Origin of the sequence: Furfurilactobacillus siliginis (assembly GCF_001437435.1) — a bacterium.
GTDB lineage: Bacteria > Bacillota > Bacilli > Lactobacillales > Lactobacillaceae > Furfurilactobacillus > Furfurilactobacillus siliginis.
In genome coordinates, this window is the sequence record NZ_JQCB01000017.1 from 16989 (window position 1) to 29654 (window position 12666).

At 43.1% G+C, this 12666-nt stretch carries 11 protein-coding genes; 1 reads left to right on the top strand and 10 read right to left on the bottom strand.

Features of this window, described 5'->3' with window-relative positions; all coding sequences use genetic code 11:
- Positions 1–2: 2 nt before the first annotated feature.
- The 9 genes from IV55_RS09100 to secA2 form a co-directional block, all read right to left on the bottom strand.
- A complete protein-coding gene (locus IV55_RS09100; protein WP_057811486.1) occupies positions 3–1034 on the bottom strand; it encodes a glycosyltransferase in 1032 nt (343 codons plus the stop codon).
- A gap of 272 nt (positions 1035–1306) precedes the next feature.
- Positions 1307–2164, bottom strand: a complete 858-nt coding sequence (locus IV55_RS09105) for a hypothetical protein (RefSeq protein ID WP_057811488.1) — start codon at positions 2162–2164, stop codon at positions 1307–1309.
- Entirely contained in the window at positions 2154–2969 is an 816-nt protein-coding gene (locus tag IV55_RS10580; RefSeq protein WP_225425857.1) for a glycosyltransferase, read from the bottom strand. Before IV55_RS10580 ends, IV55_RS09105 begins: the two co-directional genes overlap by 11 nt.
- 18 nt (positions 2970–2987) lie before the next feature.
- Complete coding sequence (locus IV55_RS10585; protein WP_225425856.1) at positions 2988–3596, bottom strand: hypothetical protein; 609 nt, start codon at positions 3594–3596, stop codon at positions 2988–2990.
- Entirely contained in the window at positions 3593–4393 is an 801-nt protein-coding gene (asp3, locus tag IV55_RS09115) for an accessory Sec system protein Asp3 (RefSeq protein WP_057811490.1), read from the bottom strand. The genes IV55_RS10585 and asp3 overlap by 4 nt, the downstream gene beginning before the upstream one ends.
- 11 nt (positions 4394–4404) lie before the next feature.
- Entirely contained in the window at positions 4405–5967 is a 1563-nt protein-coding gene (gene asp2, locus IV55_RS09120; protein ID WP_057811492.1) for an accessory Sec system protein Asp2, read from the bottom strand.
- A complete protein-coding gene (asp1, locus tag IV55_RS09125) occupies positions 5924–7618 on the bottom strand; it encodes an accessory Sec system protein Asp1 (protein ID WP_057811494.1) in 1695 nt (564 codons plus the stop codon). The genes asp2 and asp1 overlap by 44 nt, the downstream gene beginning before the upstream one ends.
- Before the next feature lie 14 nt (positions 7619–7632).
- On the bottom strand, positions 7633–8874 hold the full coding sequence (locus tag IV55_RS09130; RefSeq protein ID WP_057811496.1) for a hypothetical protein: 1242 nt from the start codon (positions 8872–8874) through the stop codon (positions 7633–7635).
- On the bottom strand, positions 8875–11238 hold the full coding sequence (gene secA2, locus IV55_RS09135; RefSeq protein WP_057811498.1) for an accessory Sec system translocase SecA2: 2364 nt from the start codon (positions 11236–11238) through the stop codon (positions 8875–8877).
- A 68-nt stretch (positions 11239–11306) separates the two neighbouring features.
- Between secA2 and IV55_RS10365 the strand changes: the two genes are divergently transcribed.
- Entirely contained in the window at positions 11307–11507 is a 201-nt protein-coding gene (locus IV55_RS10365) for a hypothetical protein (protein WP_146993633.1), read from the top strand.
- Positions 11508–11636: 129 nt separating this feature from the next.
- On the opposite strand, the gene IV55_RS09140 is transcribed toward IV55_RS10365, so the two are convergent.
- A partial coding sequence (locus IV55_RS09140; protein WP_162260747.1) for an LPXTG cell wall anchor domain-containing protein occupies positions 11637–12666 on the bottom strand: 1030 nt, incomplete at its 5' end.

The following is a 12666-nucleotide window of genomic DNA, read 5'->3' on the forward strand; positions in this document are numbered from 1 at the left end:
GCTTATGAAAAGCTATCATCATACTGCAAGTTTAAGGTTCTTAAGGCTGCCAAAACAGCCATCTGTGCAAATCGACCATGCTTGATTAAGTTACCGACTTTATTAACATTAGCCAGTAATTCTCCGTAACGTTTTTCATCCAACCCTGCAAAAACATCCGGTAACTCTGTCAACGATTTAACGACGATTCCAAGTTTATTCTGGCGAACAAATTCAGCACAGCTATCCTGCTCATTAATAATCACTGGCAGCCCTGATCCCAAGTACAAGCTTAGCTTATGCGATAAGTTATAAGTTAGATAATCACCATAATTACCAGCAATCGTCTCACTGGTATTACCATCCCAGACCAACCCGAAGCCATCTGCTAACACACTTGACAACATGTCAGGGTCCTGTGAACCTTGATAGGTAACCGAGTCCGGTAAAGTCCGTGTTTCATCCAAGCCAACACCATAAAGCTCTAAGTGTAAATCGGCCGGAAAGGTATCCAGAAAGCCAGCCTTAGTTGCCTCAAGATTACCGGCATAGCTAATCGTTGTTGAAAAATGTCGGTCTGGTAATGGCACGTTAATGAAGTAGTCCCATGGTCCACGAACAATCATTGGGACAGTTACACCATCTGCGGCCAACTGTGTGCGCATTTTCTTACTCAACACAATTAAGGCGTCCATTTCATTGAACAAAACGATATCCGAAGCTTTTCCGAACGCTTCAAAGCGTAAATAATCGACATCATGAATCATCCCAATCACAGTTGCACCACGTGACTTCATTTGGCGAATCATCTCAGTTTCATAAACGGCCCACATATAGTTGGGATATTGATAAACGACAACATCGCCACCGGAAACACCCCCGACTTGACCGGCGATACGTTCATTTTTTTCCTTTTCCGTCAAACCAGTCGTATCGTATCGTTCAATTCCTAACGTTGCAAAACCAAGTTCGGATAAGGCTAAAGTGAAGTCTTCCTTTGGTTTTAAAGTTGCATCCCGTGCTTTTAATTGACGTAGTTGCGTTACAAAAAACATCTTTTTCTCCTTAGGTCTACTCAGTTGAAAACAGCACTGTACGCTTTAAATCCAGAATTACGCTCTTAACGATTCAATTAGACTTTCATTACGAAAATGTCCGATCAGCAAAGATATTTATTTGCATGAGCGTGAGACAAAAATCGGAAAGTAGCAAGCAAGACTTGACTTTTGACGCACGTTTCCGCTATTGAAACTCAGTTGTTGAGATTCTTTGCACTGACTGCAGTTGTGCTTCATCACAGCGCATTCTGCCTTTATTCAAGCAACTGTTAATTGCCATTAGTCCAAATAATCTTCTTTTGATCAACGCCAGTTTTCGCAATAACATCACGCCATTCTTCATCAATCACAACTTCTTTAACGGAGGTAATTTGATTGGTTAAAATCAGCTGTAAATTACCAAGCATATTGCCCTGATCATCCACAGGCTTTTCTTCTAGATAAAAGCGGTTATCCGACTGCGTTTCCTGCAAGGCGTCTAGCTCCATGCCAAGATACGAGATTCCCACTGTATCCGCCGTTGTGACAATTTTAGCCACCTGAGCTTTGTAAAAATCAGTGATCGAATCAAATTGTTCAGTAATTTCCTGCGTTTGCGGATCTTCAACAGTCACCAAATTAATGACGCCTTGATAAAAGTAAAACCGCAGTACGACGCGCTGTTGGTCATTGAAAAAACAGATTTGTTGAACAGCATTTTCGTAGTAAAAAAGACGACTGAACAACTGTCCATCAAAGGTGTACTCTTCCATAAAATCACGCGTACCATCTGAATTAAAATACACAATGCTTTGTACAAGGCGCCGGGTATTTGGAAACAAGCTAACTTGTCCAATCGTTTCGCCATTTGCAATCACGGAGACTGTCCCATCTTCCTCTAGAAAGATATCAGACCCAGTTACCGTTGGGACTTTACTAAAGAACAGATGCTTTTCCGGGTGATAGGTACGTTTGGTTACATAATCAACTAAATTAATCATATTCGCGCAATCAGTTTCACGCTTTTGCAAATAAAACGGATCCGGCGCTAATGTGATTAGTGTGCCCTCATTTTCGTTTAACCGTGCCTTTTGCTTCAGCCAATTGGCATCCCCTGGTCGTAACACGCTCACTAATTCATAGTTCATCAAGTAACCTCCCCCATTGCGCTGCAATATGGCCATCCTTATAGTCATTCAAAGATGCTGTGATATTTTCCTGTAATGTTGCCAAATCAGCCGTTTGTAGTCGTTTGATTCCTTCAACCAGCTGATCGACATTAAAGTCATCATCGCCACGTTTAAAGTCCTGTAAAAAGCCCGTCTTCTCATCAGCAAACAACTCAATTGCACCAAAACGCGCTCTAAAAGTAACGACCGGCAATCCAGCTGCTAACGCTTCAATGTACGTTAGCCCAAAGCCTTCAGAAAAGGAGGCAGAGATAAACGCATCATGATCCTGATACGCTTTGGCTGGTTCACTGGTGGCCCCTTTTAAGAAGATATAGTCCTCTGCATGACCATCTTTGATCAGTGTCGCCAATTTCCCTTGTTCACCACCACCACCAAAGATATCTAACGTCACTGCGCTACCAGCGTCGTGCAGTTTAATTACAGCTCGAACTGCTAAATCAATATGTTTCTCACTGGCTAAACGTGACATTGTAATCAAACGCAATGGCACATTAAACTGCGACCGTCCTTCAAACGCCACTTCGTCTGGTAACCCACCAACGGGGATTGCCCAAATTTTGTTGCCGTTATATGGGAAATCCTGCAACAGATCCTGTTTTTGTAGTTTGGTGGCAACTACCAACGCCTGCAATTGATTAATATTATCCAGCTCATACTCATAATAATTGTTCCACAGTGGTTCTGTTGGATCATCACGATTAGCTAGATGGTCGGCATGGATAACCCCGACTAACTTAGCGTCCTTAATCTGTTGCGTCATTAAAGCAACTGAGGATTCCTAACCACGGTCAATGATAAAAGTACTATGCCCATTGAATAAACGATCCATTGCTTTGAAGAAATGAGCGTGCAATTGAACAGCATTCGCAAAGAATAAATGCGCGTCTTTCGTACCTTGATGAAAGAGATGAATGTTTCGTAGCTGAACTCGTTTATGCATTGTTAACAGTTCATAACTGGCTTTTTGTTCGCCAGTAGCATCATCAAATAATTCAATCCGATTGGTGCTAACCAGTAACATCCCCTCCTTATCAGGATTGGGAAATTTAACCATGTATTTGACGATTCTCATACCAGACACCGTGACCGTTGAAATCATCCGGGTTGTTTGCGTGCCGTCAACGATTGTTCGACTCGTTTTCGTTACCCGATGATCTGATCCAAAACGACCATAACGATCACCAAATACGAAATATTCCCACATATTAACAATTTCATCTTCCGCCAAGTGCCACTTATCCATCGCTTCATGCTGTTCTTCAATTAAGCCAGTGAATAAAAATTTGAAGGGGCGCTGACTCCGACGAAATAACTTCGCTCGATAAAACTCAGCATGTTCTACCCCTGAATTACCAATTCCCATCGCTTCATTAACAAAAAATATCATGCACGCTTCCCCACTTTCTGCAACTGTACTTGCAGTGCCTGCACAAAACTAGGCACCGTCTGCACAACTGACTCTGTTACTGATAATGTACACCGATGACAGTTCTGTCCCAGTAAATCCCTAATTTGCAGACTAACCTTTTCCGCTAGGCGCTTTGTCTCTACATCTGTAAGTGTTTTAACTTTGGCTATCGTAACACCAAGCACACCAATCGTCGTCGTGTTGACACCGTAATACATATTGGAAATCACATCACTAGCACCCTTATCAACAACTTTTAACGACCAATCATTCGTCGCAGTGGTCGTTTCTGCCTGCATCATATGCAGGTCAATCAATTCATCAGTCATTTCTTTGAAACGTGGAAAAATGGCCGCTAAACCAAGTGTCAACTGTAAAAACATCAGATTTTTACTATTCATATTAACGAGACTAATTTCGTAACTACGGGCGGCACGTGGATATGTGAAAGTCCCACTTTTTTCCTTAAAAACCGTGCTGCTGATCAATTCGTGTTTTTCATCGAAAAAGGAGAGCCGTGTATGGACTGAATCAGCCGGTTCAGCGGTAAAATTTAGCTTAATCGCATATTTTTTACCGCTATACAATAGTGGTAATTCTGGCACCCAGTGTTTTCCTTCAAAGTTACTTTCAGATGACCAAGTGTGAATCGCGTCACCAGGACTCATTAGAATATTTGAAAATTGCACATTCCCCTGGCTGAACTTGACGACGGATCCGTAATTATAGGAATTTTCCATGGCTCGCCGCCACTTAATCACGTAAATTGTATCCACATCAGCACCCCCTATCGATTAAAATCACTTGATAAAATATTGCGAAACTGTCGTAAAAACCAGTCAACAACGCCCGGCGTATCATCATTATGACGGCCAACTAAACCATGGTGTAGAATTCTGATGCCGGGATATGTTTCCGTCAAATACGACCGCAAGTCTTCAAAGGCACGCCCATCGTAATCATCGTTTTCCATATACGACAGTACAAAGGTCGTGTGTGAGAAGTTGGCACCCTTAAAGTCATCCCAAAAGCTTGCATTAGCTTGCTCAATGGCGGGCTCCGTGAGCCCGTCACTCACCTTTGTCATGATATCTTCAGCCGTAGCAAACTCCTCAGGGCGTTCGATACGGCCTGAGCTAGCGATATCACCAAGATTGGTTAGTGGTTTCCCTAACACTACTGCATGTGGCACAATGTGTGACGCATATTTCAAGGCACCATAGGTTCCCATGGATAGCCCCGATAAAATCAATTGATCTTTGGTAAAACCGAGTTGTTTCAACGTCTCGTTGATTACCTTCACAACCTGCTTTTGCAGATACTCATTTCCTGTATAGAAGGCACCACCCTCAAGTCGCGGATCACCAAAAATTAAAAACGGTGTCCCTAGCCTACGCATCATAAAATTCGCTTCATAACCTTCAGCGGGCCGAAAACCCGAAAAATAAACACTCAACGGTGGCTTTAAATCAGCTGGATCAAAGTAGTAAGTAAGTTCCTCGCCCATATTCTCGCGGTCCACTAACCGATGTCCACCAACCATTAGCACTCCACGACCTTCGTGGGATTGCCGCAGATGTAACGCGCCCATTTTAAAGTCAATTGCGTGTCCCTTTACAAATAGTGAAAAGGTGACATATGCCCAGTTATCGTCTAATGATAGGAACTGTGGCTCGAGCAAATTCATATTTTCCACGTCTTGTTGAAAATATGGTTCTGGATCATTCACTCCATACAGCTGGATACGCACCATCACGTTCGTCGATTGATTCAATGCCTTGAACTCACCGGTTAATTCCCAAATAGAATGCCGCGGCAAACTAAATGAACCGGTCCAACTTGCAATATACGTATATGCATCAAATGTTTCAACGTTGTCGGTAATTCGTACAAAGTTGTGCCCATTTTGTTCAATATCACCTTTAAACGCAGATGCGAATGACAACGTGTCAACGCCAAATTTATACCCTACCTGAAAAGGCAGAAAGTTTTCCACAATCAGCTTACGAAAAACAGTGATATCCGTCAGTGTCACCAACTGAATATTCTTTAGCGTCTCTAGGCTGGTTGTTTCCGGTAACGGCAAAATGTCGGCGGTGCGCATTGTTTGATTAGCTGGCAGGAAAGGCAATAACTCAGCGTATTCCTCACTTGTTACCGGAGCTGTTATTAAAAATAAGTCATTCCGAAATTGTGAATTTAACTGTCCATCAAGTAACAGCGGCCATCCATCAATCAACTGATCGGCCAACTGACCACTTAAGTGCACATAATCAAACGCTGGATCTTCAGTGATTACAACGTCTTTAATTTCCTGACCGAAGTGAATCAACTTTCTCTTCCGCGCCATCGTTAAACACCCTATCCTTCCAAAATTTCGTTTGATTATCAAACATATACTTCTGAATTAACTTAACCGAATAGACCAAAGATTTATTCCAATTGTGCAAATTATCCAGGTAGTAGTTCAACGCGTCAGATAACGGTTTTTTTGCCGACAATACCCAGCCGTTTTCCTCTTCAACCACCAGCTCATCTGGCCGGCTAATAACCTGCGGAATACCGGCACTAATCGCTTTGAACTGCATATATTTATCAGTCGGTGTTCTAAGATCAATGAGCATCCGCATCACATTCAAGCGCTGCTGTAATACCGTCGACGATAATGCCCCATGCACCTTTATTTTTAATAGGGCTGCCACGTATTGGTCATGAGCTTCTTTATCGGATTTTTCATCAGCCTTTTCTGCTGGTGCTACTGCGAGCATGACTGCATCACTTGCTGTCTTAGGTTCATCTGGTTCTGGGAATAATTGCTGCAAGCCGCGCATAATTGACATCTGATCAGAACTGACCAGCACCATGCGCACAGCTCCTTTATTGGCTTTAGGTAAGTTAGGGAATTTAGCGGCAAAGGTGCTTACTAAGGCATCCGCCACCCGGTCTACTTCCGCTTCTGTTTCGATTTCAAGACTGTTGTGTTCCTTTTCTAGAACGCGACGCATCAGTACGGCTAGTATGGCATCGAGATCTTCGGCACCTGGTTCTCCGGTGCGTAGGTACATCACCATTTCAGTTTCTTCATTACTCGTCCCAAGTTCGAGGTTGGTATAGTACGGATAGCCAATCTTAACTTTCCGGGTTAGTTCCTGCTGTTTCAGCAGTTGTCGTAAAGCAGCTTTATCCGTGGCGCTTAAGACAAACATATGACGTGCTTGTTTGATTATTGTTTGCCACAACTGTTCAGAACACCAAGTTTGTCGCTGTAAGTTAGTACATAGGAATGATAATGGTATCTGTGCATTTAACCCCTGCAAAACTGCCACATTTGCCTGACTAAAATCAGCAACGATAGCATCATTGTCACGCACGTTGTTGGCGATGAAGTGCCCAATTGCTTCGTGCACTAAATCAGCCACCGATGCATATTGCAGTTTTTTAAACTGCCCCACGTTTTTTTTCACACGCACACGTTCGTCGCTAGGTGCCATCACATCAAAATTGATAATGGCCTCTTGTTGTTCGTTAAACCACGTCTGTTGTAACACCTGCCCATCGGCAGCGACTACTCGCCGTGTGACCATAAATCCCCGATCATCATATATATCAGTCGTCGATTGAGCCGTATTTTCCAGATAAACAACCTCTTTAATCAAAGATTTCTCATTAAAGTTAATACGCGCATAGGGTCGCCCCCTTAAAGAGGCGATGATACCTGGTCCGGCATACGTTAGCTCCGTATCAACTGGCAGGCCTAACTTAGTCACGTCTACCGGTAAACCATTGGTAACTTGAATTCCTAAAATATCGTCCCAGATGCGATGATAGTCTACGCCAAATAGCCCATTTTCATTGAGTTGATAGCGTAAATTTGGCAGTAAGTCGGCGAGAACAAACTCGGCTGGTTCATCATTTTGCAAAAACATTCGTAACAAGGTGGTGATTCCATCACTTGATGTTTCTGTAACTGTTTGATTCCAGGTTGGCATTAAAAACAGCACCGTCGTCGCCTCCTTTACCGTTTAGTTGGATGCAATAAGTCATAATGCTGACTGGAATACATTGCGCGAAATTGATCAACGACATTATCTAAAATCGTGACCATAATAATGACATTAGAAAATAGAAATGATAAGTTGCTGACATTGTCAAAGTACAGCCCCAGTATCAACGGCAATCCACAGCTAACGGTTAAATACACGTTTCCTATAAATGAAACGGTAATCACTTCATGTGAGATATACTTTCGTGTTACATCGCCAGGGATAAAACCAGCGATATAATCACCACTTTTTTTCAAAGATTTAGCTATTTGCTCTGGTTGAACATTCATAAACGCAAAGGCACTACCTAGCAGAAGAACAATCAAACAATAGCCAGTCACCCCATAAATATTGTCCAGTGAGAAATACTTTTCAACAAATTCAATTGTCGATCCTTTTGCACCATAGGCAACTAAGTATCTTGGAATAATAAACACCGACGTTGAAAACATTAATGGCATTGAGCCCGCCGCCAAAACACGAATTGGCAAATTAGATGATTCAAAGTCACTAGATATCATCGGACGTTTGATGACCAGTCTCCGTTCAGCCTTATTGATCCACACAGTCGTAAAGACAAAGATGATACAAACAACAGCAATAATCGCGATTAGCTTCGGTGTAAAGATCATCCCCGGCGTACCAAGCCCCTGCCCTTGCATAAGAATCCGTGGGGTGGCGGAGATCAAACTAGGCATCAACATAAAGCCTAGTCCCCCTGCACCGTACTCACTATTCATGTCAGCCAGCCAACAAACAAACATCGTGCCAGCAACCAGTAGCAGTACACTGACGATAAAATTCACCGACATCCCAGCAATCATCTTACCCGGTAAAATTTCTTTTCTAATGAAGTACACCAGTTGTAGGGCTTGCAAAAAGCCAATCACCAGCATAGCTAATCGTTGCACAGTACTTTCGACCCTTTTCGGCATGTTGTTGATCGCATCAATATCTAGCAATCGCACTGCCTGTAACAGAATCATCCCCGTCATATACGGCGCTAACCCAATCGACAACAGGGTCGGCGTCGTAAATTGGCCACCAGTCGTTGCTGCCAAAAACTGATAGAACGAATAGTGGCGTAATGAAGCCTGAGCGTCAGCAATATTAATGGTTGGCAACACAATCGCCTTACCTAGTTCCTGAACAATTAAAACAAGCACGGTGAACAGCACGCGTCGTAATATTTTGTTGTTTTTTATTGCAGTCATTTATGGAAACTCCACTTTTACTGATCCATCCGATTGCGGTACTAATTCGGATAGACACATATTTTTAACAGCACTTTTCCAAAAAGTCTGCTTCATTCTTTCAAAGGAGCGCTTTGCATCGCGCTCATATTCATATGCGCCATTGTGCATACCGGCCGAGCGGTTAGATATAGCCGACTTAAGTTGCTGTAAATTATCAACTTGATCGACCCACGCCGTATCCAATGCCTTCAGAATTGACAATCGCCGTAAATAATTCATTTGAAAGTCACTTTGCAGCGCCTGAGTTCGTTGTTCCAATCTTGTTTTAACGATTGCGTTTAACTTATCTTCGACACTTGCAATGCTTGAAGAACGCTTTTGCAAAACAGTGTTATTAAAGTAATTGTAATCAACATTATTAATAACGTACTCAGTTAATTCTTTATTTGGCTCGGTGAATTCCTTTGTTACTGTCTTAATCGCATAGTTAACGACCAACTGGATTTGTTGGTCCAACTGATCGGTTTTCATTATTTTATTTCGAAAAGCATACACAATGTCACGTTGCGTCTTTAGGACTTCGTCGTACTCCATCCCACTAGTACGCCCACTTTCACTATTGTTCTCAGCATCTTTTTGCGCCCGATTGATGATTTTTCGAACGCGCCGTGACTTCAGCGGCACCACTTTTTGACCGGCTTCCCTGGCCACTGTCTTGCGTCGAAAGTCATCCATCCAATCCGGAGCATTTTCGATCACGATTTTATCGTCTAATGATGCAAAGAACACGCTTTCACCAGGATCACCTTGTCGTCCGGAACGGCCCCGTAACTGATCATCAATGCGCTGGTTGTCCATGCGTTCGGTCCCGATAACAAGCAATCCGCCCATTTCAGCAACACCTGGGCCAAGCTTGATATCAGTCCCGCGACCGGCCATCGACGTCGCAATTGTGACAGCGCCTGGTTGACCCGCTTCTGCCACGATCAAGGCTTCCTTAGCCGCACTTTGCGCATTTAAAACGTTATGCACAATTCCTTCCCGCAATAACAACCGCGAGTACAAGCGTGATAAAGACACAGAGCCGGTTTCAACTAACATCGGTCGCTTTTTTGCATGCGTTTCCTTAATCAGGTCAATAACCGCGTTAATTTTGTTTTCCATTGTTGAATAGATAATATCGGGATGATCGATCCGAATATTTGGTTTATGTGTCGGCACCGGTAATACCGGCAGATTATACGTTTCCATAAATTCATGAGCAGCCGTCAATGCAGTCCCCGTCATCCCCGACAATTTCGTGAACATCTTGAATAAGTTCTGGTACGTAATCGACGCCATTGACCGCGTTTGATCTGAAAGTGGCACATCTTCTTTAGCTTCGAGGGCTTGGTGCATCCCTGCCTCAAGCTTCATTCCTTCAAGTTCGCGCCCATTATCGGTATCCAATAAATAGACTTCATTATTATCGACCACGTAATCACGGTTAATATGCATAATCGTGTTAGCTCGTAACGCCAAGACTAAATGCCGATACATGTCACTCCACTGTTCAGATAACAATTCTGAAATACCCAAATACGTTTCCATATCCTCGATTCCAGTAGCCGTGAACCAGCTTGACTTCGTGTCTTCACTAATCTCATAGTCATGATTCTCAACCAAACTTTTAACCAATTTATCCGCAGACATAAAGAGATTGGATTGGACTTTAGGCGCCCCTGAAATGACTAATGGTGTTTGTGCCGTATCCAGTAGTACAGAGTCAACTTCATCAATTAAGGCAAAACGAAACTCCCGTTGCTTCCGGTCATCTTCACTATCTGCCAAATTATCAATCAGGTAATCAAAACCAATTTGGCTGTTGGTGGTGTAGACAATATCGTGACCATAAACAACTTTGCCATCAACTTTGTCATCATCATTCAAACCAACTCCGGCGGTAACTGTTTCACCAAGCCACTCATAAACCTTCCCAATTTCCTCAGCATCACGATTGGCCAAGTACGGGTTCGCCGTAATCAGAAAAGCTCCTGGCCCGGCTAAGCCATTTAAATACATCGGCATCGTGGCGGTCAAGGTCTTACCTTCTCCAGTCTTCATCTCCGCTACATTCCCGAAGTGAATCATCACCGCCCCTAAGACTTGGTTCTCAAAGGGACGCATACCCAGAATACGAAAGTCTGCTTCCCTAGCAGTTGCAAAGGCCTCAACCACAATGTCGTCAGTCGTTGCACCTTTCTGCAACTGTTCACGAAAACGTCGTGTGTTATCTTTTAATTGATTATCAGATAGTTTTTTATAATCGGCTTCCAAATTTAGAACTTGTTGCGTGATTTTCCGATATTTACGAAGCGCAATAAAATTAAGATTGAAACTCATTTTCACACCTCATATTCTCAATATTATCAACGTTTGACACGCTTACATTTCCAGTATACTATCATGCTATGAATAAAAAAATAAATGATCCGTTAAATGATGATATTAATAAGCGACTTAATGATGAACGGGATCAGCTGCCCAAAAAGCCGGTTAAAGAAAAACGTTCTAAAACGATGATTGTGCTTGGCGTTTTAATGTTTGTCGTACTAGCGGCCAGCATAGTTAACATACTTGCCAGTTTACTCGCGACACTTTTACATCTATAGATTTCCGAAAAGACGAATTTTATATTCGTCTTTTTTTATTGCCTTATGTGTTGTTGAAAAGTACTTATGTATAAGAAAAGAGGGCTTATGAGAACGCCCTCTTTTCTTTTATTCTAAACAATCACTTGTTTAGTCTTGGTTACGCCGTTTCTTAGCAGCTAGCAAGCTCAAGATAGTTACGACTGAAGTTAGCCCTAATGTGGTTAACAATTCAGTATCACTTTCGCCTGTCTCTGGAAGCGCCGTCCCATTCTTCAACGAAACCATGTTGCTTGTCTTAGCGACGTTATTGCTACCACCGATGGCAAGTTGCGTTGAGGTTCCGGTAGTTGCGGCAGTCTGAACAACGGCTGCACTACCGGTATTGGCTGAGTTACCAGCACCACTAGTTGTACCAGTTGAACCCGTACCGCTTGTATTCGTAGAATCACCGGTTGACGTTGACATCGAGTTAGAACCAGTCGTGCTGCCATGAGTTCCTGGCGTCCCGTCATCGACCACATGAATAACCGCAGTGGCAAAGACCGGATCGCCGTAAGCAAACTCAATGTAGTAGTCACCAGGTGTGTTTATATCAAATGGCTTACCAAGCCAACGGTATGCAATCTGATTGCTTGGCAATGATAGATTCCCTGGGAAGCTGTCCATCGGTATCATTTGCAGAGTTGCAATATCCGCCGGTTTACCAGCACCATCTTCCGCTGAAATCAAGAGTGACCGTAGATCAATATTGCCACCAACTTGAACCGTCATCTCTGGAGCCAAATTCAGTTTCTGGTTAGCCATGTATACAGACCCTGATTGACTAGTCGAAGTTGAAACTGACCCACTGAAGGAAGTTGAAGTGCTTTCACTTAATGAAGTTGATGCACTTTGACTTGCACTATTTGACGTCGAGCCAGAATTTCTTTCGCTCTCACTCAAACTCGTCGATGCTGACTGACTCAAGCTAGTTGATCCTGATTGACTTTCGCTCAGGCTGGTCGAGGCCGACTGACTCAAGCTCAAGCTATCGGAACCAGATGTCTTACCACTTGCACTGTTTGAGGCAGAAGCACTTTCACTCAAACTAGTTGAAGCAGATAGACTCTCACTCAGTGATGTTGAGCCTGATTGGCTTTCACTTAGGGAAGTTGAACCTGACTGACTCTCACTCAAG